The sequence below is a fragment of the Prevotella sp. PTAC genome (assembly GCF_013166535.1).
Lineage (GTDB): Bacteria > Bacteroidota > Bacteroidia > Bacteroidales > Bacteroidaceae > Prevotella.
Genome location: NZ_JABKKK010000011.1, coordinates 37,646 through 63,127 on the forward strand (window position 1 = coordinate 37,646; position 25,482 = coordinate 63,127).

Here is a 25,482-nt window from a genome sequence, read left to right on the forward strand (position 1 = left end):
GCTGACGCACGGCCGGGTGTCAGCGCTCCATCAGCCGACGCGCCACCTCAACCACAGAGTCTACCGCCGACACTGTGTAGAAATGTATATTGTTAACCCCGTGTGCATAAAGCTCGCGGCACTGGCGCTCCGCCCAGTCGATTCCGAGCATCCGGGCTTCCTCGTCTGTAGCGCATACCACCGCCCGGCGGGCCAGTTCGTCAGGTATATCGCAGTGGAAAGTCTTGGGCACAACACTCAGTTGGCTCAACTTGGCAAACGGCTTGATACCGGGTATAATCGGTATGGTTATCCCCATAGCACGCGCCTTATCCACAAAATCGAAGTATTTACGGTTGTCGTAGAATAGTTGCGTCACGGCGAAGCTCGCCCCCCGGTCCTGTTTCTCTTTCAGACGGCGCATGTCCATCTCGATATTTGGAGCCTCCTCATGCTTCTCCGGATAGCAGGCCACACCGAAGTCGAACGGCTGTCCGGGGCATTTGACAGGCGATCCGTCGGCAAAAAAGCCGTCGTTGAACCGCCTCACCTGACCTATCAGATCTGTCGTGTGCGCATGTCCGCCGGGAGTGGGCGTGAAATGGCGGTCTTCCCTCGCCTTGTCGCCCCGCAGGAGCAAAAGGCTGCTTATGCCGAGAAATTGCAGGTCGAGCAGTTCGTATTCGATGTCTTCCACTGTGGCCCCGCTACATATCACGTGCGGCATCACCGGTATTCCGAACCTGCTTTGTATGGCCGCCGCTATGGCAATGGTGCCCGGCCTGCGGCGCACGCTGCTGCGCTCGAGCAGCCCGTTATCGAGCTGCTTGTACACAAACTCACTGTGGTGAGTGGTGATGTTGATGAACAGCGGGTCGAACGCCTTCAACTTCTCTATCGTGGCAAACAGTTTCTCGGTACCGGTGCCTTTGAGCGGCGGCAGCACCTCGAATGAAAAATGCCTGCGGCTCCTGTCGCTGTTTATCAATTCTGCAACTGTCATTTGACGTATATATACTTTATGGTGCAAATTTAATAAAAAAATATGGTATATCGCCTAATTTGGCTGAAAGACATATTTTTTTTGGACAGGTATACATATTTATCCGAACCGAAACACAAAAAGGAAACGTTTTTACCGGAGAAACAATGATGCCTGTCAACGGATGCCACCGGAAACAGCCATTTCGAGAACTCGGAATTATTTTAACAAAACACATTTCACATTCCGCTCGTTTCAAAATAAAAGCCCGGCGGCCGAAAATAAGGAAGTTTTGAGCAACACAACCCAACAACCTGTATACCAACACGATACATCTATCACCCTGTTTCCACAACAATACCCGCCTCATCTGCCTCACAGATTTTTTCCGTTTAGTATCCCGTTGGTTTCCGTTTAGACGCTAAACGCGATCTGACGAGTATCCAAACGCAACGCAACCGGCAACCGAACGGACTCCAACGAGCGTCCCGTTGCGGAAAAAGCCGCTTTTCGCCATCCGGCGAAAAGCGGCCTATCGTGTTTCATATAGCGATTTGTATCGCTTCCGTTTTCTATTTCATCGAAAAACAAAGTGTTAAATCCGTGACTTTATCATTACATATCACATCTTCACTTTATACAGTCTGAATGTCATTGCGGGCAGATTGTCGGTGAGAACCGTGCTCTTCTTTCCGGCCTCGCAACGTGCCGTTCCGCTTTGTGGAACAATCCTCTCGGGGTTGTCAAGGGTGTTTTCCGCATCAGGGTCGTCGCTTGTCAGTGTGACAGTGGCCGCCGTCCGCTCGCCTTTCATGCCGAGCAGGTTTATGCTTACGGGCTGTGGCGTCTTGCCGGTATTTATCACCTTGACTATCACCTCACGCGTGTTCCTGTCTGTCACGGCGCTCGCGAAAAGACCGTTCTGCCCCTCCTGTCCCGCCACGGGCTTGCCGGCCATTGTCAGGGGCAGCACGTTGGTACCCTTGTTCATGGCATACATCTGCTGGACGTAGTAGCTCACGCTCTTGAACATGCGCGTGTTGTCGAACCATATAAGGTCGGGCCGCCACTGCCAGCCGTCCACATGGGCAAACAGCGGGGCGTATGCCGTGAGCCACACCACGTCGGCATTGCGCTCAAGATCGGTCATGAAAGCGGCTTCATAGAGAGAGGTCTCGAAGTGGTTCCACTTCTTTCCCTTGCCATGACAGGCATATTCGCCGGCAAACACTTTCGGGCCTTTACGGTCATAATTCTCATAGCGCAGGCCGCTGTTGAGGAACCATGTCTCGGGACGATAGAAATGCTCGTCAACAAGGTCTGCTTTCATTTCCTTCATGGCCTTCCAGCCAATCTCGAACATCTTGCCCTCCGAGTCAGGGCCGCTCGTACCCACGATACGCATCTTGGGATAACGGGCCTTGATGGCTTTGACAAACGGTTCGAGCCGCTTGAAATACATCTCGTCCCACTGCTCGTTGCCCACACCGATCATCGTCATGTTGAACGGAGCCGGATGCCCCATTTCGGCACGCTTGCGGCCCCACGTTGTCGAGGTGTCGCCATTGGCAAACTCTATCAGGTCGAGACAGTCCTGTATATAAGGCTGAAGCTCATCGATAGCGGCGTGCGCCTTCTCGTCGTTACGGTTCTGGAACTGGCATGCCATTCCAACGTTGAGCACCGGCAGAGGCTCGGCGCCGATATCCTCGGACAACACGAAATACTCATAGAACCCAAGGCCGTAGCTCTGGTAATAATCAGGGAAGAAGCGGTGTGTGAACGTGTGCAGCCATCTGTTCTGGTTGAGCGGACGGTTCTCCACCGGCCCTATGGTGTTTTTCCACTGGTAGCGGGTGGCGAGGTCTGTGCCTTCCACTATGCATCCGCCGGGGAAACGGAACACTCCGGGATGCTGGTCGGCCAGTGCCTGGGCGAGATCGCGCCGCATTCCGTTGTCACGGTTCTTGAATGTGTTTACAGGAAAGAGGCTCACATGCTCAAGGCTCACGGCATTACGGCCGTCGAGAAATATACGCAGCCGGGCGTCGGCATGGGTCTTAGGCGACTTGATGATTACTTCGTACTTCTCCCATTCGGCAGACTTGACATCGAGCTTGGCTCCGGCAAACTCCTGACGCTCACCCATCGTCTTGGGGTCGATGAGCTGCACTGTTATGCGGCCGGTGCCTTTGGGCGCTTTCGCCCATACGGTGAAGCGGTATTCTTCGCCTTTGAGCACCCCAATACCGAAATACCCCTCGTTCACAAGTCCGGTGCGGCGGTCTCTGTGTCCCGGATCCGACAGCGTCACGTAGTGCGGACAACGCTCGAAAGGTCCGTCGTTTTTCAACTCTACGTTACCGAAAGTCTGCCACCCCATGAGACTCTGCGGGAACTCAAACGAGCGGTTTTTCACCAACTCTCCGTAAAGCCCGCCGTCGGCAGCATAGTTGATGTCTTCAAAAAACATGCCGTACATGGTGTTCTGAACCACTGCTCCCACCTTTTTCGTATTCACATCCATCACGTTCGACTGTGCCTTGCAAGTCAACGCTGCCGTCAACAGGACGGCACTTGTAAGCATTCTATAATTCATTAATCTATAAGGTATTGATTAAGTATACTGGACAAAATTAGTTAAAAACTGGCACAAAAGCGAATATTTTTATTTAAAAGTATTATTTTTGTAAAACTTTTAATGACCGCCCCGCGAGTCTGGCGCCGCACGGCACACACCTGCGAAAACAAGACCACGGGGCGACCGTAATAACATTTCAAGAACAAAAGCCACGAACATAAAGAAAATCAACTACTAATATTACCTGAACAAGAAAATGGAACAAAATCTCAAAGGCAGCAAATCTTACCTTATCTCTATCGTGATGGTCGCCGTGCTCGGCGGATTGCTCTTCGGATACGACACGGCCGTAATCTCGGGGGCAGAGAAAGGATTGCAGGCATTCTTCCTCGGTGCCGAAGACTTCACTTACACAGACGGATGGCACGGCTTCACATGCGCCAGCGCACTTATCGGATGTATCATAGGCAGTGCCATGTCGGGCTTTCTGGCGTCTAACCTGGGACGCAAGAAGGCACTCATTCTCGCAGGACTGATGTTCTTCGTATCGGCGCTCGGCTCGATGTTTCCCGAATTTCTGATATTCGAGCACGGCGTGCCGAGATACGACCTGCTCGTGATGTTCAACGTATACCGGGTGCTCGGAGGTATCGGCGTGGGCCTGGCCTCGGCCATCTGCCCAATGTATATCGCCGAGGTGGCTCCGTCTCACATACGCGGCACGCTCGTGTCATGGAACCAGTTTGCCATAATATTCGGACAGCTCGTGGTCTATTTCGTGAATTTTCTCATTCTCGGAGAGCACACCAACCCCATTATCGAGCAGATAGGACAAGGTGTCAACGCCGTGGCTGCCGACAGCGACCTGTGGACGGTAACGACTGGATGGCGCTATATGTTCGGCAGCGAGGCCGTACCGGCCGGACTGTTCGCGCTGCTCATCTGCTTCGTGCCCGAGACACCGCGCTACCTGGTGATGGTAAACCAAGACAAAAAGGCGCTGGCCATATTGCAGAAGATAAACGGAAGCGCAGCAGGAGAGAAAATACTCGCCGACATCAAGAACACGATCAGCGAGAAGACCGAGCGACTGTTCACATACGGATGGCTCGTGATTTTCTTGGGAATAATGCTCAGCGTGTTCCAGCAGGCAGTGGGAATAAACGCAGTGCTGTACTACGCTCCCCGAATATTCGCCGACATGGGCATGGACAAGCCAATGGTGCAGACCGTAATAATGGGTATAGTCAATATTCTGTTCACCGTCGTGGCTATTCTCACGGTGGAGAAATGGGGACGCAAGCCGCTGCTCATCTACGGCTCGATAGGAATGGCCATAGGCGCTTTCGGCGTGGCGCTGACTTTCGGCAACCCGTCGCTCGGCATCATCACGATGCTCAGCATCATGATTTACAGCGCCTCGTTCATGTTCAGCTGGGGTCCTATATGCTGGGTGCTGATAGCCGAGATATTCCCGAACACCATACGCGGCGCGGCGGTCGCCATAGCCGTTGCCTTCCAGTGGATATTCAACTGGATTGTAAGTTCCACATTCGTACCCATGTTTAACATGAAGACCGCCGGCGATCCTGATTTCGGTCATTGGTTCACCTATGGACTCTATGGTGTGATATGTGTGTTTGCCGCACTCTTCGTATGGCGTATTGTGCCCGAGACAAAAGGCAAAACGCTCGAAGACATGAGCAAACTGTGGAAAAAAGAATAAAAACAAACGGGCCACATAGCGGGACATCCGTCTGCCAACATGTGGCCCGATTGCATATTAACATCAAGTAAACAATAGTCCTTTAACAAAAAAAGCGGAAGACAATGAAGACGATATTAATCGCGGAAGACAACGAGAGCAACTATATCCTGATGACATACATCCTGAAACGCAATTATCAGATAGTGAGGGCACACAATGGCAGAGAGGCTGTGGAAATATCGGAAAAAGGCGGGATAGACCTTATACTGATGGATCTCAAAATGCCGGTCATGGACGGACTCGAGGCCACACGAATCATAAAAGACGCCACCCCGGAACTTCCGATCATCATGCTCACGGCAAACGCGTTTGAGAACGACCGGCTGGCAGCGATGAACGCCGGATGCGATGACTTCCTGTCGAAGCCTATCAACAGTAAAGTCTGCCTGGATACTATTGCCAAATATATCTGACAAAGAAGCATATACCAAGCCGGCGGCACTTGACTTGCGACACAGGCGACATCATCACGGCATAAAAGCCGGATGCAGCCGGTAAGCTATATGGCCGACATAAAAAAACAGCGACACCAAATACGAACGGACTAAGGTACGAGCATTAAAAGCAACGGAATTAAGACAAAAGGCAAAGGAATAAAAGAAAAAAGAACAACGGGACCCATCAAAAGATGAGTCCCGTTGTCTTTTACTTCCTTTATAATAAGAAACAATTAAGCGGGAAGGCTGATAGCCTCAGACGGACAAACATCGGCGCAAGTACCGCACTCGGTGCAAGTCTCGGGATTAATTGAATACTTATCGCCCTCAGATATAGCTCCTACGGGACACTCATCGATACATGTACCGCATGCGATACAATCATCATTAATAACGTAAGCCATAATTACAAATGTTTTATAAAATTAATACCAATAATTTAGGATGCAAATGTACTAATTTAATTCGACATATACCTGCTGACAGGTAGATATTTTGTCTATTTATACAATGTCGAAATAGCGCGTTATATAATAAGTGGATTAAAATCACGTTATTTATATGATATGAAGAGGATACTGTACATCATCATGATATGGGCCGTATGTACAAACACGGCGGCACAGGAGCGCATAGCGCAGAACAAACCGTACATAGACCTGCGGCCGCTTCACTTCGGTATTCTCGTGGGAATGCACTTGCAGGACATCGAATTCCAGAACGTGGGACCACAGATAATAACGGAAGAGAACGGCGCGCAGACAACACAGACGATACTGTGCGACGCAGACAACTGGAATCCGGGATTCAGCGTGGGGGTCACCGCCGAGATGAGAATAAACGACCATCTGTCGGCACGCTTTACACCAACGATGCACTTCGGGGCAAAACACCTTGTGTTCAGGAACCTGTCACGGCTCGACGATAACGGCATGCCTACCGAAGTGACACAGGACATGAAGAACACGTATATCACGTTGCCTATCGACCTGAAGTTCAGCGCACAGCGATTTAACAACCACAGGCCGTACATAATGGCGGGAATAAGTCCGGCGATAAACCTGACAGGCAAAGCACAGGACTACATCAGACTGAAACGGTACGATACTTTCGTGGAGATTGGACTCGGATGCGACTTCTACCTGCCGTTCTTCAAACTGATACCGGAACTGAAATTCTGTTACAGCCTGTCCAACGCACTCGACAAAAACCATGCCAACGAACTCCAGGACACCGGCATGAAAGCCTATGCGAACTCGGTAACGGCCGGCCACAGCAAGATGATCGTGCTCACCTTCTATTTCGAATGACCGTCAGTTCATTCCGTATAGCCCCCACAAGACGGCCGTACAAACCGACCGCGAAAAGACAATCACTATTATTTTTTACTCTCGATACTCATCGTTATCCTGCCGATGAATATGCCGTGCTTACCGTTTTGGTCAACAGGAACATTATGTCCGGCAGCATCGCGCACCCACTCTAAGTCCGTAAAATAGCTGTGCGAGTGCCCGCCAAGCACCAAATCGATATCCCTGCTTGCCGCAATCATCGTACTGTCGTCCATATCCGGCTTCAAGTCCCAACCCAGATGCGACAGGCATATCACCACATCACACTTCTCTTTACCTTTCAACATAGCCGCCACACGTGGCACCGCAATCCGAGGGTCAATGTACCTGACACCGGGATAGTTCTTTTCCGACACAAGTCCGCTAAGCTTAGGCGACAAGCCGAACACGCCGATACGCAGTCCCGAACGCTTCAACACGACGTAAGGCTTTACCAATCCATCCACGGCGGTGCCACTGAAATCGTAATTGGCACACACAATGGGAAACTCTGCCTTGCGAAACAGCCGTGCCATATTATCAAGCCCGAAATCAAACTCATGGTTGCCTATTGCCACGGCATCGTATTTCATAATGTTCATAAGCCCCACTTCCACATCACCCTCATACATGGTATAATAAGGTGAGCCCTGAGAGAAATCGCCGCTGTCGAACAACAACAGGCCAGGATTGGTCTTACGCTCCTCTTTCAACATAGCTATCCGCCGCAGATAACCGCCCCGCCCGGCTTTCATCGTATCGTTAAGGTTCCTGCTCAGCGGCATTACCGTGCTGTGAGTATCGTTCGTATGCAAAACAACGAGCTTTTTCTGTGCTTCCGCCGACAATGCCAGCAGGCAAACAACGGCTGTCAATATATATCTTTTCATTGCCTTCTGTTTGAATAAATAACAATTATCATTAACTCCGCGACTGAACACGTCCTATCGGCCGGCAACCACCCACCAACATGCAGTCAATCAATCATCAGCCACATGACGGCTCCTTGCCGGATTAAAGGCCACACATCACAGTCTTGGGCCGCCATTCAAACCGAAAAATAAATTTTCGTCACTTTATCGTGACACGCCCCTCAATCTTTGCGTCTACCACTACCCCTTCCTTCTCCTTCGCACGGAAATAGTCGGATATAATATACCGTGTATCATTGGTTGCGGCCTGAGGCGAATTGAAATCCTTTTTCGCCAGGAAAGCATCCATCTTGTCGTTTCCCTCGGCCAGATAATCGATGGTGGCTATACGGTAATCGGCCGCAGGATCTATTTCCTTGCCATGAAGTCTGGCACCGGCAAGACGTCCGTCATGTGTTATCACAAGTTCAACCCCACTGCTGACACCCTCACCTCCGGCCGCGGCGATGTTCTCAAACAACAGCAACAAATCTTTGCCGGCAAGAGTGAGAAAACATATCTTGTTCTCAAACGGCGCTATCTCGAGCACGTCTCCATAAGTGACCGTCCCCTCTGGCAAAGCAGCCCGTATGCCGCCCACATTATAAACGCCCATCACCGGCTTCTCATCATAGCCCGAAGCCGCCCAAACGAGTATGTCGGCAAGCAGATTGGACAATGCGCTTTCCGGACGCCGGGCAGCCATATACCGTGCCGAGTGTCCCACCACCGGCCGCATCACGCTGTCAACCACCTGACTGTAAGGCTCTATAAAAGCGGCGGCAACTTCATCGGGAGCGGCGTCGAAGGTACTGTCTATAAGTATTACGGTACGTTCCGCCGACACCACATGATAGTGACTTGCCGCACACGCCGCCATGGCCGTGATGACAAAAAAGGACAACGACAATTTGATTATAAACTTGTTCATCATCAATAATATTTTGACGCAAAATTAATAAAAATGGGATAACACGCAAAAAAAGAGCCGCCAAAATTGCCCGTTCCAATAAAATATACTAACTTTGCACCCGCTTTTCGGCGTAATCGCTGACGGGAAGTTACGTGTTGCCCGCTATGTTGCGCCAGAACGACAAGAACAAATTTAATTATCAGAAGAAAATGGATTTAATTAAAGTTGCTGAAGAAGCATTTGCAACCGGCAAACAGTTCCCGGAATTCAGATCCGGTGACACAATCACTGTCGCTTACAAAATCGTCGAGGGCTCAAAAGAGCGTATACAGCTCTACCGCGGTGTAGTAATCAAGATTTCCGGCCACGGCAACAAGAAGCGTTTCACCGTCCGCAAGATGTCGGGAACGGTAGGTGTGGAGCGTATCTTCCCCATCGAGTCACCCAATATCGACAACATCGAGGTGAACAAGTATGGTAAGGTTCGTCGCGCCAAGTTGTACTACCTGCGTAATCTCACAGGTAAGAAAGCACGCATCAAGGAGAGAAGAAGAGCCATCGCGAAATAATATCGCGCGCTATCCAAGGAAAGATTTATCAGGCGTGGCAATCCGAAGACGGGTTGCCACGCCTTGTCTTATGCAGCCGCCACTTACGCATACGGCATACAAGACACCATTGCCGCGAGTACACGGGTTTATAAGGAGAGGCATTGCAAATAAACACGACAACAATAAAGAGAAAAGCGGGAAAGCCTTTTTGCATATCTCACATAAAATAAGTAACTTTGCGGCAGCTAAATAATAATTGATTATGAAAGAATTGGAATTGAAGTACGGATGTAATCCGAATCAAAAGCCCTCACGCATATTCATGACCGAGGGCGAACTGCCGCTCGAAGTGATTAACGGCCGCCCGGGATACATCAACTTTCTCGACGCATTGAACAGCTGGCAGCTTGTCAAAGAGTTGAAAGCCGCAACCGGACTGCCCGCCGCAGCCTCGTTCAAGCACGTGTCTCCCGCCGGAGCAGCCGTAGGACTGCCACTCGACGACACACTGAAAAAGATTTATTTCGTGGACGACGTGAAAGAGCTTTCACCAATAGCATGCGCATACGCACGTGCCAGAGGAGCGGACCGCATGAGCTCTTACGGTGACTTCGTGGCCCTGAGCAATACCTGCGACGCCGCCACGGCCACACTGATAAAGCGCGAGGTGAGCGACGGAGTGATAGCGCCCGACTACACACCCGAGGCAATCGAGATACTCAAAGACAAGCGCAAAGGCACGTATAACGTGATAAAAATCGACCCCAACTACATACCCGAGCAGATAGAGCGCAAGCAAGTGTTCGGAGTGACATTCGAACAGGGACGCAACGAGATAGACCTCAACGACCCGTCTCTCTTCGAGAACATCCCCACAAAAAACAAAACATTCACCGACGAAGCACGCCGGGACCTCATCATTGCCCTCATCACCCTTAAATACACGCAGAGCAACTCCGTGTGCTACGTCAAAGACGGACAGGCAATAGGCATCGGTGCCGGCCAGCAGAGCCGCATACACTGCACGCGTCTCGCAGGAAACAAGGCTGATATATGGTGGCTCAGACAGCACCCCAAGGTAATGAACCTGCCATTTGCAGACAAAATACGCCGTGCCGACCGTGACAATACTATCGACGTATATATCAGCGAAGACCACGACGACGTGCTGCGCGAGGGCACATGGCAGATGTTCTTCAAGGAGAAGCCCGAGGTTCTCACCATGGAAGAGAAAAAAGAGTGGATTGCCCGCAACACCGGCGTGGCACTCGGAAGCGACGCTTTCTTCCCATTCGGAGACAACATAGAGCGAGCCCACAAGAGCGGAGTGCAATACATTGCCCAGGCCGGCGGCTCGGTGCGTGACGACAACGTGATAGAGACTTGCGACAAATACGACATCGCCATGGCGTTCACGGGCGTGCGCCTCTTCCATCACTGATAAACAACTACAAAAGATAAGGAGATAAAGGATTCGTTAGTACGCTGAAAATCCCGCGACTCCTTATCTTTTATTTTCACAATACCACTGTAAGACACATCCCGTACATTATAAAAGAGAATAAACCGAAAAGAAATGAGCATAGGAGACAACATAGACGAGATCATAGCGGGTGGCGGCGTAGTATTCAGAAACAGCCCCAGAAAAGACGAAGACAACGGCAAAGTGAAAACCAAGGCCAAGAAAAAGAAATATATAACCGGCGCACACGGAAGCGGATCGGCACGGCAAAAAGCCAAATACCGTGAGCAACGGGCCAACAGACGCAAGCACTGAACGCAAAAACCGGCATACGGGTGATGGCGGAAATTAAAGTCATTACACCGTGTTTTTGTTTGCAATATTTCACATTTATTTCGCTATTTTTACCCCCCCGCAAAGTTTTTTGACATTTAATGGCTACCTTTGCGGAACTTATGTACAATTTGTGAAATATTAAATCAATGATATTAAGACGGCTTTTTATAATCGTCATATTGCCTTTATGCGTATTTAAGGCAGGCCATGCTTCCGCGGCAGGCGACCAACAGATCGACTCTGTGTCTAAAAAGTTGATGGATGACATGCGCAAATACTTCAACACCACCGACAAAGAAGCTTTCTATGATGCCACAACCAAATACAAGGCATACTGCCTCGCGGGCGGAAACATGCACAACTTCTACAACGCATGGCAAAGCGAAATCATATACGACATAAACTTCAACCACTTCTTCAAGGCCATGAGAAAAACCGTCGAGATGTCGAAAGACATGAAATGGCGCAAATGTTCCGACGAACTCCACAACGCGACATACATGATGGGCATAATATACTCACTGCAAGGCAACATCATGATGGGAGAGAAATATCTGAAAAAGGCACTTGAAGAGGCCGATGACAAAGATACGCTTTTCAAAGTACAGATATACAAGGAGTTGGCCAACGTGAGAATGGAAGACCATCCCAAGCAGGCACTCAAAGATCTGAACAAGGCCCTCTCACTGATAAATCCGGAAAGGATGAAATACGAATACAGCGACATAGTGGGCTTCAAGGTCATAGCCGAGTTTTTCAACAAAGACCAGGTGGCGGTGAAAAAGGAATACAACAACTACATGCGCCTGAAAAAAGAGTACGGTCCGGAATTCAGCGAGACTTACATCACATACGTACGGATGGCATACCACGCCGCATGCGGCGAGTACGACAAAGCATTGGAGCAGGCCGATATGATGACAAACATAGACCGCTACAAGATGAAAAACAAGATATACGAGATGTCTGGCAACCTGGCCGCGGCATACGACGCGCTTAAAGAATACATGCAGTTCAAGGATTCTGTCAGCAACGAAGTGATGATAGACGACCTTTACGAGGTTGAAAACGATATCGAGATAACCAAAATCAGAAGCAAGGCGGAGAAAGACAAGATGACAAACATGGTGCTCACGCTCATCACCGCCATGGCATTTGTAATAATCGTATGTCTGGGACTGGTGGTAAAAAACAGGAACAGATACCTGAAAAAAATAGCACGCAAGAACCGCAACCTCGAAGTGATGAGAGACAAGGCACAGGAAGCCGAACGGATGAAAGACACTATAAGAAACAACATGAGCCACGAGATACGCACCCCACTGAACATCATATCGGGCTTCGCCCAAATCATGAGTGTGCCCGACTTCCAGTTATCACATGAAGAAAGGAGCGACATAGCGAAAAGAATATCCGACAGCTCGAATCAGATAGTCAAAATAATAAACAATCTTCTTTATATCTCATCGGAAGCGAGCACAAGCTATATGAGCAAAAACGACATTGTGCCATGCAACGATATCTGCCGAAAAGCCGTGGCAAGACTTAGAGAGAAACAGCCCGACGCTCCAGAGATTATATTCAATACATCAGTAAAAGACAATCTGAAAATCAAAACCAACGCAGCCGGCATATCAAACATACTCGACAACATGATTGACAATGCCTGTAAGTTCGGTAACGGAGAAGCGGTCGTAATAGAATGCAGCCTTGACGATAAACGGGAAAACGTGGTGATAAGCATCGCCAACCATGGTGAGTACATCCCCGAAGATCAAATAAACAAGGTCTTCGACCTATTCTACAAAATGGACGAATTCAAAAGCGGACTGGGCATCGGCCTCCCATTGTCACGGCAGATAGCCGAACAACTCGACGGCAGTCTGTCGATAGACAAGAACTATAAGGACGGTACACGTATTATCATCACTTTACCGCTGACAGACAACTGACCATATTCACACTGACAAAGACCGTTTACGACCTCGGTTTTTACAAAATCAAACAGGTCGTGAAAGACATTTCATAATATTATTTCCGAATAGTGAACAGCTGTCAATCGCACCTGTTCTCCTCAACCGTCAGAACACTGTCGCAATAGTCCACCACCGCCTGACGGTGAGTGATGAATATCACAGTCTTGTCGCTTCCACTCAATATGTTGGTCAGCAGCCTACGTTCGGTCTCCGGATCGAGCGCACTCGTAGCCTCGTCAAACAGCAACACCGACCGGTCACGCAGTAATGCCCTGGCAATCGCTATCCGCTGGGCCTGCCCCTCGCTCAGGCCACCGCCCGCCTCAGCCGCCACGGTGTCAAGACCGTCGGGCAGGTCGAACACAAAATCGGCACAAGCCTGCCGCAATACGGCATTCATCTCGTCGTCCGTAGCCGTCGGGCGTCCGAGCAGCAGATTGTCACGTATGGTTCCGCTAAGGAGCGTGTTCCCTTGCGGCACGTATACAAAATTGCACCGTGTGAGTGGCGACAGCTCATGAACGTTTCCCGCCGTGTCGTAAATCTGTGCCAGCCCTTCCCCCGGACTTATCAGCGCAAGCATCATCCTTATGAGTGTTGTCTTGCCGGCTCCGGTCTCGCCGAGTATCGCCGTACAACTGCCGGGCTTGAAGTCGAAAGAGAAATTGTCTATCACCCTGCGTGCGCTGCCGCCGTAAATATAGCTCACACCGATAAGCCGGACACCGCACGCCCCGCCGAGCATGACACCGCTGCCTTGCACCTCGTGCGGTATGTCTTCAAGTTCCATCAGTCGCTCGGCAGCCGTGAACACCGACACAAAAGCCGGAGCGAGCTTGGTCATATCCCTCGCCGGCCCCTGTATGCGGTACACAAGTTGCAGAAAGGCGGTCATGGCGCCGAAAGTCAACGTGTGGTGATAGAGCCTTACAGCGCTCCAAAGGAAGGCTATGATATATCCAAGCGAAAATCCCGCGTTGAGAACGAAATTGGAATATACGGAAAACACAGTACGTTTACGAACATGCGAGCGCAATTCGGCATGCCCATCGTCGAGGCGTCCGAGCATCTCCCCGCCACATTCGAGCGTCTTGACGAGCATCCTGTGCTGCACCGACTCCTGCAATATACTCTGCACACGGCTGTCACACGCTCTCACACTTCGGGTATACCGCCTCATGCGACTCATATATACACGGCTGGCAAGAATGAAAACAGGAAGAATGCCAACCGTGATGAAAGCCAGCACGGCATCCATACGCATGAGATACACAAAAGCACCGGCAAACATCGCCAATACGGAAATGGCATTGGGTATGGTCTCGGTGACAAAAACCACCACGGCACCGACATCCTGTTCAAGACGGTTTATCACGTCACCGCTGTGGAAACGCTCCCTGCCGCTCCACTCGGCACGTATCAATCCGTCGAGCATCTTACGCTGCATGCGGTTCTGCGCTCTTACCCCAAGTATATTTTTAATCCATACCCTACCGATATTGACAGCAAAATCACACAATATGAGACCGGCCATCACAGACACCGCCATATATAAATCACCGGAACGCGAACCCGCCGCTATGTCGATGGCCCGCTGCACGGCCCACACAGAACCGAGACTCACGGCCACGCCAAGCAGTCCGAGCACGGCATTGAGCACGGCCTGCAACCTGTTTCCGCGCGACACGCGCCAAAGCCAGGATACTATTTCAAACCATTTATAATCGTTGTTCGTATGCGTATCTTTCATTGCTAATCACGGCCGGCAGTCCATTCATGCCCTTTTGTCCATCCCCCACATCATCTTCTCGCGCAGAGTATCGAAATAACGATAACCCGCACGCTTCACTATCCGCACCTGATAAGGTGCCTTGCGAATGGTGAGACTCGTCACATCGCTGCATTTCTCCGACCGCCCGTCCACCGCCACGAGAAAATTGTGGCTCCGGCTCTCCACCGTCAGTGTCACCGTAGATGTGTCGGGTATTACTATAGGACGGATATTGAGGCTGTGGGGTGCCACCGCCGTGAGTGAGAAGACGTGCGTGCCGGGCACTATTATCGGACCGCCGTTAGACAACGAATAGGCCGTGGAGCCGGTGGGGGTGCTGACAATAAGGCCGTCGGCACGGAAGGTCGTAAGGTATTCGCCGTCTATCATCGTGCGGACAGAAATCATCGAGGCATTGTCGCGCTTCAATATCGCCACGTCGTTCAGCGCACGGCAACATCCGGGAAACGGCTCTCCATCGGTATCGACCATTATGACCTCACGACATTCGGTATCGTAATCGCCGGATAAAAGCGAGCGGAAACACACGGCAAACTCATCGGGGTTGACACCGGCAAGAAATCCGAGCCGCCCGATGTTGACACCGAGAATGGGTATTTCCTTGTCACCGACACGGCCGGCGGCTTTAAGAAACGTGCCGTCGCCCCCCATCGAAATAACGAAAGAGGCATCGAAGTCATCACCTTCAAACACTTCCGCCTCATCAGGAACAATCATGCCTGAAGCCAAGAGAAAATCATAATACTCCCTGTCTATATGCACTTCCGCTCCGCCGTCGCGCAGACAGGCCAACACATGGTGTATGGCAGCGGACTTACATGTCTGGTAGGTATTGCCGAATATCGCGAACTTGAGTTTTCGTGATGTCATAAAAATCCTTGTTTATATCTCTTTTATCCAAATGCAATGCCTTTATTTGACAAACATTTCGTAAATTTGCGGATGAATATTTCCGCAAATTTACTTAATTTTGACGAAAACGGAAGAAAACAAATTAAATTAATTGCATAAATGACGAAATTAAGCGTAAACATCAACAAAGTTGCCACAATACGAAACGCACGGGGAGCGAACAATCCCGATGTACTGAAAGTGGCGCTCGACTGTGAGCTTTTCGGAGCGCAGGGTATCACCGTGCACCCGAGACCGGACGAGAGACACATACGCTACCAAGACGTGAGAGACATACGCCCGCTGATAAAAACGGAACTTAACATCGAGGGGAACCCGACCGAAAGCTATATAAACCTTGTTCTCGAAACACGCCCCACACAGGTCACGCTCGTGCCCGACGCGGCAGATCAGCTCACGTCAAATCACGGATGGGACACAAAAACTCACAAAACGTTTCTCACCGACGTCATCGGCAGATTTAAGGAAGCGGGCATACGGACATCGATATTCGTAGATCCGAACGCAGAGATGGTGGCACACGCCATGGAATGCGGCACCGACCGTGTGGAACTCTACACCGAGCCTTATGCCGCCGGATATGCCGCCGACAGGGAAGCGGCCATCGCTCCGTTCGTCGAAGCGGCGGTAGAGGCACGCAAGTCCGGTCTCGGTCTCAACGCAGGACACGACCTCAGTCTGGTAAACCTAAGTTACTTCCACGCCCGAATACCGTGGGTAGACGAGGTGAGCATAGGCCATGCGCTTATCTGCGATGCCCTGTACATGGGCCTCAAAGACACGATCGGGCTTTATCTCGCATGTATAGAATAATCAACAAAACAATATCATCATGGCAAAAGTATATGTATTCCTCGCAGACGGATTTGAAGATGTCGAAGCACTGGCTACCGTAGACATACTGCGGCGCGGGGGCGTGGACGTGAAAACAGTGAGTATAAAAAACGGCACGGCCGTAAACACGGCGCACGGGGTGACCGTAATGGCCGACATGCCCTTCGGACAGGCCGACTTCGCCGATGCCGACATGCTGGTATTGCCCGGCGGAATGCCCGGAGCGACCAACCTCAACGACCACAAGGGAGTGCGCGACGCACTGCTGGAACAGGACAGGAAAGGCGGAAAAATAGCCGCTATATGCGCCGCTCCGATGGTGCTCGGCAATCTGGGACTGCTCAAAGGACGCCGTGCCACATGCTACCCGGGATTCGAGAAGTATCTCGAAGGCGCTCAATACACAGCCGACCTGTTCACCACAGACGGCAACATAACGACAGGCGAAGGCCCTGCCGCCACTTTCCCGTTTGCCTACGAACTGCTCGCCACGCTCACAGACGAAGCCACGGCACACGAAGTGGCAAAGGGCATGATGTATCTGCATCTCATTGCCGCAGGCAAATGACAACATAACGTTATCAGCCCTACAGCTTCACAGAACAGCAGGCAAGACATACATAAAGCATATATCACGAACAAAAGGCAGACAAAATGGGAGATTACGTCATAATAGTGGCCGGTGGTAAGGGACTGCGCATGGGAAGCGACATGCCCAAACAGTTTCTGCCTGTCGGCGGGATACCCGTGCTAATGCGCACCATAAGGCGTTTTCACGACTACGACGGCGACATGGGCGTAATACTCGTGCTGCCCGAGGATCAGCAGGACTACTGGCACGGACTGTGCGAAAAACATTCGTTTGACATACCGCATATCATAGTAAAGGGCGGGGCGACACGGTTTCACTCAGTGAAAAACGGTCTGTCGGCCATTCCCGACAATGCGAACGGAGTGGTTGGTGTGCACGACGGAGTACGCCCCTTTCCCTCTATCGAGGTCATACGCCGCTGCTACGACACGGCAAGGAACACGGGGACGGCGGTGCCGGTTATACCTGTGGTGGAGACCTTGCGCCACGTAAGTGAAGGCACGGTGCCGAGAGACGCCTACAAACTGGTGCAGACACCGCAGGCATTCGACATCGGCCTGCTGAAAAACGCATACCGGCAGGAATACACCGGGGCTTTCACAGACGACGCCTCGGTGGCGGAAAGCATGGGACACGCCATAACACTCGTTGACGGAAACAGGGAAAACATAAAGATAACGACGCCTTTCGACCTGAAAGTGGCCGAGGCGCTCGCCCGCTGAAACGACACCATGACCGACATATTGAGCCAAGACATACAGTTCCTGCCCGGCGTGGGACCGAGCAGGAAGAAAATACTGGGCACCGAACTGGGCATCGCCTCGTTCGGCGACATGCTGATGTACTTTCCTTATAAGTATGTCGACCGCAGCCGGCTGTATACGGTCAAGGAACTGACAGGCGACATGCCGTTCGTCCAGATACGTGGACGCATACTGAGTTTCGAGACATTCGAGATGGGACCCCGTAAAGAACGGGTGGTGGCCCACTTCAGCGATGGCACCGGAATAATGGACCTGACGTGGTTTAACGGAGGAAAATACGCAAAGAAGACATATAAGATAGGTACCGAGTATATTGTCTTCGGAAAACCGACAGTATTCAACGGACGTGTCAACGTGGTTCACCCGGAAATCGATCCGGCCGACGGCATGGAGCTGCAAGGCATGGGATTGCAGCCCTATTACTCCACGACGGAGAAGATGAAGAAGAGCGGAATAACGTCGCGCACGCTCGAACGGCTCACCAAAAGCATGCTCGAACGCATCAGCACACCGATAAAAGAGACTCTGCCCGACTTCATCACGGCCAAACATCACCTGATGTCGAGAGACGAAGCGCTGCGCGCCGTACACTATCCCAAAAACGCACAGGAACTCGAACGTGCCCGACTGAGACTCAAATTCGAGGAGCTTTTCTATGTGCAATTGAATATCGTAAGGTATGCCAGCGACCACAGGCGCAAGTATCGTGGATACAATTTCGCCCGCGTGGGTGAACTGTTCAACGGCTTTTACCGCAACAACCTGCCCTTCCCGCTCACCGAAGCGCAGAAAAGAGTAGTGCGTGAGATAAGGAGCGACATGAACTCGGGACGGCAGATGAACCGCCTTCTGCAAGGCGATGTAGGCTCGGGGAAAACACTCGTGGCGCTGATGGCCATGCTGATAGCGCTCGACAACGGCTTCCAAGCATGCATAATGGCCCCTACCGAGATACTCGCCGAACAGCATCTCGCCACCATCGGCGAGTTTATAGGCGACATGGATATACGCGTGGAACTGCTCACCGGGATAGTGAAAGGCAAACGCCGGCAAGGGGTACTTGAAGGATTGCTGTCGGGAGAGATAAAAATTCTCGTGGGAACACACGCCGTGATAGAAGACACCGTGAGGTTCTCGCGCCTCGGCATCGTTGTGGTGGACGAGCAACACCGCTTCGGCGTGGCACAGCGAGCAAGGCTGTGGGGCAAGAGCGAGAGACCGCCGCACGTTCTCGTGATGACCGCCACCCCCATTCCCCGAACACTGGCGATGACCCTCTATGGCGACCTGGACGTGAGCGTGATAGACGAATTGCCGCCCGGCAGAAAACCGGTGGTGACAACCAATATTCCAGACACAAGAATGGCAAGCCTCTACAACGGCATACGCAGACAGATAAACGCTGGCCGACAGGTGTATATCGTATTCCCGCTGATAGAAGAAAGCGAGAAGAGCGACCTCAAAAACCTTGAGACAGGATATGATACGCTTTGCCAGGTGTTTCCCGAATACCGGTTAAGCAAAGTTCACGGGCGCATGAAACCGAAAGAGAAAGAAGAGGAAATGCGCAAGTTTGTAAGCGGCGAGACACAGATACTGGTAGCCACCACAGTGATAGAAGTAGGCGTAAACGTGCCCAACGCATCAGTAATGGTAATCTTCGACGCACAGCGTTTCGGCCTGTCCCAGTTGCACCAGTTGCGCGGCAGAGTGGGCCGCGGAGCCGAACAGTCGTTCTGCATCCTCGTGACATCCATCAAAATGAGCGATGATACTCGTAAGCGCATTGATATTATGTGCGACACATGCGACGGATTCCGCATAGCCGAGGCCGACTTGAAACTACGCGGCCCGGGCGACCTTGAAGGCACACAACAGAGCGGAATGGCCTTCGACCTGAAAATTGCGGACATAGCACGGGACGGACAGATTGTGCAGATGGCAAGAGACGAGGCACAAGACATAATTGAAAATGACCCTGAATGCATACAACCGAAATACGCAACGCTGTGGAACAGGTTGAAAGAACTGCGCAAGACAGAAATAAACTGGGCCGCGATATCATGACAATACAGTGAAAAAGGCTTCCGATCATCCAACAACCACATACCGCTATCAGTCAATTAATTATAAATCAAGCCCTTTTATTAAGATTTAAGTGTTAATTAACACACAATTTGTGTTAATATGGCACATAATTATAAAATATTTGCTATCTTTGCAACGTTCATATTACGAACAGTCATTGGCATATTGTAATTGGATTATGAATTATTCTGTGCCATGCTACTTAACCAAAACGCATTTTTTATTTTTTTGACTGAAACAATTTATGATACTGAATAAGATTAGAACTGTTGCCATTGCCGCGTGCTTATCATTAAGCGCCATACCGTCGGTGGCTCAGGATTTGCTTGCAAAGCAGGCACCGATAGACAAAAAGATGAAAGCCGTAGACTCTGTCGCATTGAGCAGACTCATACAGAACGAGCAATTGGAATCTCCGTCGGCCGATCTTTACAACGAATGGGACAACCGCTACGCACATAAAGCTACCGCACTGCCCGACTCATTCAATATCAATCTCCGCGGATTCTGCATGCCGACAACCAGCAGAGTCGTCACTTCCAACTTCGGACACCGTTGGGGCCGTCAACACAAAGGCATCGACGTGAAAGTATATATCGGCGACACTATACGTGCGGCATTCAGCGGAAAAGTAAGAATTGTAAGATACGAGGCACGCGGATATGGCAAATATGTGGTAATCCGCCACTACAACGGCCTTGAGACAATATACGGACACATGTCCAAACATCTCGTGACAGAGAACGATGAGGTCAAAGCAGGCGACCCGATAGGCCTCGGTGGAAACACCGGACGAAGCACTGGTTCGCACCTGCATTTCGAGACACGCCTCTGCGGAGTGGCTCTCAATCCGGCAATAATGTTCGATTTCAGAAACCAAGACGTTGTGAACGACAACTATATGTTCCGTCGCGACACATACGAGGGTGAGTCGGCTATAGCCAACCGTCTGCGCGGAGTGGGTGGAAAATCAACAGGCAACAGCGATAAAGACAACGAAGACATTGAGTTGGCAACAGCGGCACCAGCTGCCTCTTACGCTACAGACGTGCGCTTCCACAAAGTCCGCTCCGGCGAGACTCTATCTTCAATTGCCCGTAAACGCGGCACCACGGTCGATGCGCTGTGCAAACTGAACAGGATAGGCAAGAGAATACGCCTCATGCCCGGACAGATATTGAAATACAACTGACGGTATAATACGCTATCCGATAGAAACAAAGCTGAAGCAAGAAAACCAACAAGCGTGGTTATAAATAACAATATGTCAATAACAAAAAGACAATAACCCTGTATTTAAAAGACAACAGACAGACGATATTAAGGAAAACAAACAGGTAATCATAATAAAACCAGGCTCGCCAATGATTGACGAGCCTGGTTTTTCATTATACAGCTAATTAACATTGAACGCACCACGATACATAGCAAAAAAAGCCGGAAACACAAAGCCATCACACTTCCACCGCCGGCAACCGATGAGAAAACAGCATCACTTCCCTTTTGCGATATAATTTTTTCCGGATGTTATAGACACGCTACTTCCCTTTTTCGTGAACGTAAGCACATCCATTTTCAACGAATGTGTGGCATGATTGAAAATCTTTCCGGGGTCAAACGGCTGGCCGTTTATACGACATTCGAAATGCAGATGCTCCGTCGTGGCGCGGCCGGTACGTCCCACAAGGGCTATCACCTGACCGGCTTTCACTATATCACCCACTTTCACAAGGTTCTTGGAATTATGACTGTACAGTGTCTCGATACCACTTCTATGGCGTATTTTTATACACTTTCCGTATCCGCTATACGTCTGTGACATAGTCACAACACCGTCAAAAGCAGCCAGGATATTATCGTTAGGCCGGGTCTTGATATCAACACCGGTATGCCGGCGGCCTCCACGACGACCAAACGCACTTATCACCTTTGCCCCAGCCAACGGATAGCACCACTCTCCGGCATCAAGATTTGCCAAATTCAGCGAGAACTTATTGCCGCCCGCAAACGGATTGGTGCCCATATCGCCTGCCTTACCGGCAGCCGATAGTGCTTTATCTCCCAGTTTATCGGGTGTCACCACACTGAGATCCACATTGAAAGCGGTCTTCTTGAACATCACCGTCTGCCGCAGCAGGCGATGCGAATTAATACCGATGAGCGTGGCCGGATTTATCCTTCCGCCATTGACCATCACAGAGAACATGCAAAACACACGTCCCTTATCGCCTCCGACAATGGCCACCGTCTGTCCGGCTTTCACTCCATCGCCAACCTTCACAAGGTTCTGCGCATTGTATCCGTATACCGTCTCCAGTCCGTTTTCGTGCCTGATGACGATAACATTGCCAAGTGTCTGATGCTTTTTGGACATTCGCACCGTTCCGGAGAACATCGCCTTGACCGCGTCTCCGTGAGCCGTGGTTATCTCAAGCCAATTGTCTTTCACCGCCTTTGCCTTGCCCACAGGCAGCGGAAAACAGTATTCCGCAGGGCGCAGACCGGCGAAATCCACCGAGAAAGCGGCCGAACCAGCAAACAATCCGGGTGTCTCTATGCTTATCTGCTGCTGCTCGAGCATTGTAAACTCATCTTTCGCCGCCGCTGTCATGGCTGCGACAAGCACTGTTGACAGTAATATCTTTCTAAGTCCAACCATCGGTTTATATTTATTGTTTCGTCAGTAGTCATTTCATCATTATCCCCGTGAATATGCGCCCCGATCCAGTTCCGAGACGGCGAGCCGAGAAAAACTCGCCGCAGTTCTTGTAAGTGCACGTACCGTCGATGAATATCTTATCGGGATTGACACCTTTTGAAATCAGTTGAATACGGTTGCACTCCCACAAATCGATATGCCACTTGTCGTATCTGCGGGCAATGCGCCCCATCGTGAAACCCTCACGGTCGAACGCTTCATATACCTCATCACCCACCTCGAAAGCCTCCTGCGATATGCCCGGGCCTATGACGACTGTCAACATTTCGGCTTGCGTACCGTAGTGAGCCGCCATTTCGTCAACAGCCCGTTCCACAATACGTGCCACCGTACCACGCCAACCGGCATGAACGGCACAACAGGCTCCATGACGGGCATCATAAAGCAGTATCGGTATGCAGTCGGCCGTAGACACTCCCACACACATACCTTTCACATCGGTCATCACCGCATCGACGCCTTCAAGCAACATGTCCCTCATATCGGCAGACAACGATACGAACCCGGCTGCAATCCGGCGCACAGCGGTGCCGTGTGTCTGATGCGGAACAACGAGATTGTCGGTGCCGATGCCAAGCTCCGCGCACAGCATCCGCCGGTTTTCGGCCACGGCCGCAGGCTCGTCACCGCAATATTTGTTCACGTTGAAAGAGCCGTAAGTGCCTTTGCCGCATCCACCATGCCGCGTACTGCTGAAAGCTGTCACGCCATGCCCCATCTCATAGTACCTGAGCACAGGACTACTCATCCTCTTCCTCCTCGTACTCGAAGTCGTCGAGGTCTTCTATACAGTCTTCCACGTCGTCTATATATTCGATATCATCATCCTCGCCCTCTGCCGACAGCTCCGCCGAGAAGCGGGTCATGTCCTTGTCACGATGCACTATATTATCGCTTGTGATGATACCTTGCAACTTGTTGCTCTCGCTGTTAAGCTCACGCCACAGTGTATCTTTCAATTCGTTGAGCCCTATTCCGGCCACAGACGAAATGAAAACCACGGGCACATCATCGGGCAGTGTCTCGCGGAGCATTTCTATCAGCTCGTCGTCGAGCAGATCGCTCTTTGTCACTGCCAGCACCCTGTGCTTGTCAAGCATCTCGGGATTGAAATTTCTCAGTTCGTTGAGCAGTATCTCATATTCCTTCTTTATATCGTCCGTATCGCCGGGCACCATGAAGAGCAGCAACGAGTTGCGCTCTATATGTCTCAGGAACCGCAATCCGAGTCCCCTGCCCTCGCTCGCCCCCTCTATGATTCCGGGGATGTCTGCCATCACAAACGACTGACGGTCACGATATTCCACTATCCCGAGCGACGGCTCGAGCGTGGTGAACGGATAGTTGGCTATCTTCGGACGCGCACTCGACAGCGATGAGAGCAACGTTGACTTGCCGGCATTCGGGAATCCCACCAGACCGACATCGGCAAGAAGTTTCAACTCGAGCACTATCGTAAGCTCCTGCATCGGCTCGCCCGGCTGGGCATAACGCGGCGCCTGATTGGTGGCCGAACGAAACTGGAAATTACCAAGCCCGCCGCGGCCGCCCTTGAGCAGCAGCACCTCCTGTCCGTCGTAGGCCACGTCGCAGATATATTTTCCTGTCTCGGCATTATACACCACCGTGCCGCAAGGGACATCGATATACACGTCTTTTCCATTTGTGCCATGACACTTGTCGCGCCCGCCGTTGCCGCCATGTTCCGCACGCACGTGCCGTTCGTATTTCAGATGGAGCAATGTCCAGTAATTATGGTTACCGCGCAGATACACACTGCCGCCGTTACCGCCGTCGCCGCCGTCCGGCCCGCCATTCGGCTGGTATTTAACATGACGCAGGTGCATGGAGCCACGGCCGCCCTTGCCTGAGCGGCAATATATCTTAACGTAATCTACGAAATTGGATTCTGCCATTTTTATTATAATAATGTGTAAATAATGTGCAAAGATACGAATTTAAAACGAGAATACGGCCAAAACAAGGCAATTAAGCTACGGGACGCCTATTACACCTACGAGCAACAGTATTATTTTTCGTTTATAAAAATAACAGTGCCGAAAACATCCTATAAATAAAACATTTCACTGACTTTGCCATCGGTAAGCATGCCGAGAAGAGGTATCATAATAATACTCCTACACATCGTGATTACCGGCTCTGTGGCATATCACATGATTCTTAACATCCTTAAAATAACAGCAAAAACAAAACCCGGATAAGTCATGAAAACCAAAAAAACAAAAGATATACTTCCTGAAATAATTATCATATGGATACTTATCCATACGGCAATCCCGTGCATAGCGCACAGTACAAAGACAGGCAGAAAAACATGACTGGCAAACGCACTGTTGCTTCACAAAATCGGCTCCCCGACTTTTCATGGCATAAAAAGTCGGGGTGCCGATTTTATATATTGTAAATAAAAATCAAACATACCGCAATCTTCACCAACTGTATATTTATACAAAAAGAAATTGTAAAACAGCCAAAACCGCCTTGATTTTTTGATATATCCCTGTTCCCGACCGGCCGGCACCCGATTCTCAAC

The 25,482-nt window shown here is 50.7% G+C and carries 22 protein-coding genes; 12 read left to right on the top strand and 10 right to left on the bottom strand.

The genetic code is table 11. From position 1 onward, the window contains the following. Positions 1-19 precede the first annotated feature (19 nt). Both HPS53_RS09455 and HPS53_RS09460 read right to left on the bottom strand, forming a co-directional pair. Positions 20-982, bottom strand: a complete 963-nt coding sequence (locus HPS53_RS09455; protein ID WP_104368607.1) for a methylenetetrahydrofolate reductase — start codon at positions 980-982, stop codon at positions 20-22. Positions 983-1,583: 601 nt separating this feature from the next. Continuing rightward, positions 1,584-3,560 carry an alpha-L-arabinofuranosidase C-terminal domain-containing protein gene (locus tag HPS53_RS09460; protein ID WP_172205853.1) on the bottom strand — a complete coding sequence of 659 codons (1,977 nt, stop codon included), beginning with the start codon at positions 3,558-3,560 and terminating at the stop codon, positions 1,584-1,586. A 238-nt stretch (positions 3,561-3,798) separates the two neighbouring features. Here HPS53_RS09460 and xylE point away from each other — a divergent pair, with 238 nt between their 5' ends. Together xylE and HPS53_RS09470 are read left to right on the top strand one after the other, a co-directional pair. Continuing rightward, positions 3,799-5,268 carry a D-xylose transporter XylE gene (gene xylE / locus HPS53_RS09465; RefSeq protein ID WP_172205855.1) on the top strand — a complete coding sequence of 490 codons (1,470 nt, stop codon included), beginning with the start codon at positions 3,799-3,801 and terminating at the stop codon, positions 5,266-5,268. A 104-nt stretch (positions 5,269-5,372) separates the two neighbouring features. Next, positions 5,373-5,723, top strand: coding sequence for a response regulator (locus HPS53_RS09470; protein WP_104368610.1), 351 nt, complete (start codon positions 5,373-5,375; stop codon positions 5,721-5,723). Between the two features lie 257 nt (positions 5,724-5,980). On the opposite strand, the gene HPS53_RS09475 is transcribed toward HPS53_RS09470, so the two are convergent. Beyond that, the gene (locus tag HPS53_RS09475) at positions 5,981-6,151 is read right to left on the bottom strand and encodes a DUF362 domain-containing protein (protein ID WP_104368611.1); all 171 of its coding nucleotides are present in this window, start codon (positions 6,149-6,151) and stop codon (positions 5,981-5,983) included. Between the two features lie 162 nt (positions 6,152-6,313). Here HPS53_RS09475 and HPS53_RS09480 point away from each other — a divergent pair, with 162 nt between their 5' ends. Further along, positions 6,314-7,057, top strand: coding sequence for a porin family protein (locus tag HPS53_RS09480; RefSeq protein WP_172205857.1), 744 nt, complete (start codon positions 6,314-6,316; stop codon positions 7,055-7,057). Between the two features lie 68 nt (positions 7,058-7,125). On the opposite strand, the gene HPS53_RS09485 is transcribed toward HPS53_RS09480, so the two are convergent. Further along, complete coding sequence (locus HPS53_RS09485; RefSeq protein WP_172205859.1) at positions 7,126-7,968, bottom strand: bifunctional UDP-sugar hydrolase/5'-nucleotidase; 843 nt, start codon at positions 7,966-7,968, stop codon at positions 7,126-7,128. A 181-nt stretch (positions 7,969-8,149) separates the two neighbouring features. Beyond that, positions 8,150-8,920 (bottom strand): 5'-nucleotidase C-terminal domain-containing protein, encoded by a 771-nt coding sequence (locus HPS53_RS09490; RefSeq protein WP_104368633.1) that lies wholly within the window; start codon positions 8,918-8,920, stop codon positions 8,150-8,152. Between the two features lie 191 nt (positions 8,921-9,111). Here HPS53_RS09490 and rplS point away from each other — a divergent pair, with 191 nt between their 5' ends. From rplS to HPS53_RS09510, 4 genes are all read left to right on the top strand, one after another. Beyond that, a complete protein-coding gene (rplS, locus tag HPS53_RS09495; protein ID WP_104368634.1) occupies positions 9,112-9,471 on the top strand; it encodes a 50S ribosomal protein L19 in 360 nt (119 codons plus the stop codon). Between the two features lie 244 nt (positions 9,472-9,715). Next, the gene (locus HPS53_RS09500; RefSeq protein ID WP_172205861.1) at positions 9,716-10,894 is read left to right on the top strand and encodes a phosphoribosylaminoimidazolecarboxamide formyltransferase; all 1,179 of its coding nucleotides are present in this window, start codon (positions 9,716-9,718) and stop codon (positions 10,892-10,894) included. 135 nt (positions 10,895-11,029) lie between these two features. Continuing rightward, complete coding sequence (locus HPS53_RS09505) at positions 11,030-11,230, top strand: hypothetical protein (RefSeq protein ID WP_104368615.1); 201 nt, start codon at positions 11,030-11,032, stop codon at positions 11,228-11,230. Positions 11,231-11,397: 167 nt separating this feature from the next. Next, on the top strand, positions 11,398-13,203 hold the full coding sequence (locus HPS53_RS09510) for a HAMP domain-containing sensor histidine kinase (protein WP_172205863.1): 1,806 nt from the start codon (positions 11,398-11,400) through the stop codon (positions 13,201-13,203). 103 nt (positions 13,204-13,306) lie between these two features. On the opposite strand, the gene HPS53_RS09515 is transcribed toward HPS53_RS09510, so the two are convergent. Together HPS53_RS09515 and HPS53_RS09520 are read right to left on the bottom strand one after the other, a co-directional pair. Beyond that, positions 13,307-14,977, bottom strand: coding sequence for an ABC transporter ATP-binding protein (locus tag HPS53_RS09515; RefSeq protein WP_172205865.1), 1,671 nt, complete (start codon positions 14,975-14,977; stop codon positions 13,307-13,309). Positions 14,978-15,001: 24 nt separating this feature from the next. Next, positions 15,002-15,889 (bottom strand): NAD kinase, encoded by an 888-nt coding sequence (locus HPS53_RS09520; protein WP_104368618.1) that lies wholly within the window; start codon positions 15,887-15,889, stop codon positions 15,002-15,004. Positions 15,890-16,030: 141 nt separating this feature from the next. Between HPS53_RS09520 and HPS53_RS09525 the strand changes: the two genes are divergently transcribed. From HPS53_RS09525 to HPS53_RS09545, 5 genes are all read left to right on the top strand, one after another. Continuing rightward, positions 16,031-16,744 (top strand): pyridoxine 5'-phosphate synthase, encoded by a 714-nt coding sequence (locus tag HPS53_RS09525; protein WP_104368619.1) that lies wholly within the window; start codon positions 16,031-16,033, stop codon positions 16,742-16,744. Between the two features lie 19 nt (positions 16,745-16,763). Further along, positions 16,764-17,333, top strand: coding sequence for a DJ-1 family glyoxalase III (locus HPS53_RS09530; protein ID WP_172205867.1), 570 nt, complete (start codon positions 16,764-16,766; stop codon positions 17,331-17,333). An 86-nt stretch (positions 17,334-17,419) separates the two neighbouring features. Continuing rightward, positions 17,420-18,079 carry a 2-C-methyl-D-erythritol 4-phosphate cytidylyltransferase gene (locus HPS53_RS09535; RefSeq protein WP_172205869.1) on the top strand — a complete coding sequence of 220 codons (660 nt, stop codon included), beginning with the start codon at positions 17,420-17,422 and terminating at the stop codon, positions 18,077-18,079. A 9-nt stretch (positions 18,080-18,088) separates the two neighbouring features. Next, the gene (gene recG, locus HPS53_RS09540) at positions 18,089-20,188 is read left to right on the top strand and encodes an ATP-dependent DNA helicase RecG (RefSeq protein ID WP_172205893.1); all 2,100 of its coding nucleotides are present in this window, start codon (positions 18,089-18,091) and stop codon (positions 20,186-20,188) included. A gap of 265 nt (positions 20,189-20,453) precedes the next feature. After that, the gene (locus HPS53_RS09545; RefSeq protein ID WP_172205895.1) at positions 20,454-21,401 is read left to right on the top strand and encodes a M23 family metallopeptidase; all 948 of its coding nucleotides are present in this window, start codon (positions 20,454-20,456) and stop codon (positions 21,399-21,401) included. 300 nt (positions 21,402-21,701) lie between these two features. On the opposite strand, the gene HPS53_RS09550 is transcribed toward HPS53_RS09545, so the two are convergent. Genes HPS53_RS09550 through obgE form a run of 3 tightly spaced genes read right to left on the bottom strand, consistent with a single transcriptional unit; the run spans position 21,702 to position 24,844 of the window. After that, positions 21,702-22,868, bottom strand: a complete 1,167-nt coding sequence (locus HPS53_RS09550) for a M23 family metallopeptidase (RefSeq protein ID WP_305848829.1) — start codon at positions 22,866-22,868, stop codon at positions 21,702-21,704. A gap of 28 nt (positions 22,869-22,896) precedes the next feature. Next, a complete protein-coding gene (pgeF, locus tag HPS53_RS09555; protein ID WP_172205897.1) occupies positions 22,897-23,676 on the bottom strand; it encodes a peptidoglycan editing factor PgeF in 780 nt (259 codons plus the stop codon). Beyond that, positions 23,669-24,844 carry a GTPase ObgE gene (gene obgE, locus HPS53_RS09560; RefSeq protein WP_172205899.1) on the bottom strand — a complete coding sequence of 392 codons (1,176 nt, stop codon included), beginning with the start codon at positions 24,842-24,844 and terminating at the stop codon, positions 23,669-23,671. Before obgE ends, pgeF begins: the two co-directional genes overlap by 8 nt. Positions 24,845-25,482: the final 638 nt, after the last annotated feature.

Excerpts from the sequence above, each read along its gene's own strand:
- HPS53_RS09455 (WP_104368607.1), bottom strand. The coding sequence starts at position 982 with ATGACAGTTGCAGAATTGATAAACAGCGACAGGAGCCGCAGGCATTTT.
- HPS53_RS09460 (WP_172205853.1), bottom strand. The coding sequence starts at position 3,560 with ATGAATTATAGAATGCTTACAAGTGCCGTCCTGTTGACGGCAGCGTTG.
- xylE (WP_172205855.1), top strand. The coding sequence starts at position 3,799 with ATGGAACAAAATCTCAAAGGCAGCAAATCTTACCTTATCTCTATCGTG.
- HPS53_RS09470 (WP_104368610.1), top strand. The coding sequence starts at position 5,373 with ATGAAGACGATATTAATCGCGGAAGACAACGAGAGCAACTATATCCTG.
- HPS53_RS09475 (WP_104368611.1), bottom strand. The coding sequence starts at position 6,151 with ATGGCTTACGTTATTAATGATGATTGTATCGCATGCGGTACATGTATC.
- HPS53_RS09480 (WP_172205857.1), top strand. The coding sequence starts at position 6,314 with ATGAAGAGGATACTGTACATCATCATGATATGGGCCGTATGTACAAAC.
- HPS53_RS09485 (WP_172205859.1), bottom strand. The coding sequence starts at position 7,968 with ATGAAAAGATATATATTGACAGCCGTTGTTTGCCTGCTGGCATTGTCG.
- HPS53_RS09490 (WP_104368633.1), bottom strand. The coding sequence starts at position 8,920 with ATGAACAAGTTTATAATCAAATTGTCGTTGTCCTTTTTTGTCATCACG.
- rplS (WP_104368634.1), top strand. The coding sequence starts at position 9,112 with ATGGATTTAATTAAAGTTGCTGAAGAAGCATTTGCAACCGGCAAACAG.
- HPS53_RS09500 (WP_172205861.1), top strand. The coding sequence starts at position 9,716 with ATGAAAGAATTGGAATTGAAGTACGGATGTAATCCGAATCAAAAGCCC.
- HPS53_RS09505 (WP_104368615.1), top strand. The coding sequence starts at position 11,030 with ATGAGCATAGGAGACAACATAGACGAGATCATAGCGGGTGGCGGCGTA.
- HPS53_RS09510 (WP_172205863.1), top strand. The coding sequence starts at position 11,398 with ATGATATTAAGACGGCTTTTTATAATCGTCATATTGCCTTTATGCGTA.
- HPS53_RS09515 (WP_172205865.1), bottom strand. The coding sequence starts at position 14,977 with ATGAAAGATACGCATACGAACAACGATTATAAATGGTTTGAAATAGTA.
- HPS53_RS09520 (WP_104368618.1), bottom strand. The coding sequence starts at position 15,889 with ATGACATCACGAAAACTCAAGTTCGCGATATTCGGCAATACCTACCAG.
- HPS53_RS09525 (WP_104368619.1), top strand. The coding sequence starts at position 16,031 with ATGACGAAATTAAGCGTAAACATCAACAAAGTTGCCACAATACGAAAC.
- HPS53_RS09530 (WP_172205867.1), top strand. The coding sequence starts at position 16,764 with ATGGCAAAAGTATATGTATTCCTCGCAGACGGATTTGAAGATGTCGAA.
- HPS53_RS09535 (WP_172205869.1), top strand. The coding sequence starts at position 17,420 with ATGGGAGATTACGTCATAATAGTGGCCGGTGGTAAGGGACTGCGCATG.
- recG (WP_172205893.1), top strand. The coding sequence starts at position 18,089 with ATGACCGACATATTGAGCCAAGACATACAGTTCCTGCCCGGCGTGGGA.
- HPS53_RS09545 (WP_172205895.1), top strand. The coding sequence starts at position 20,454 with ATGATACTGAATAAGATTAGAACTGTTGCCATTGCCGCGTGCTTATCA.
- HPS53_RS09550 (WP_305848829.1), bottom strand. The coding sequence starts at position 22,868 with ATGGTTGGACTTAGAAAGATATTACTGTCAACAGTGCTTGTCGCAGCC.
- pgeF (WP_172205897.1), bottom strand. The coding sequence starts at position 23,676 with ATGAGTAGTCCTGTGCTCAGGTACTATGAGATGGGGCATGGCGTGACA.
- obgE (WP_172205899.1), bottom strand. The coding sequence starts at position 24,844 with ATGGCAGAATCCAATTTCGTAGATTACGTTAAGATATATTGCCGCTCA.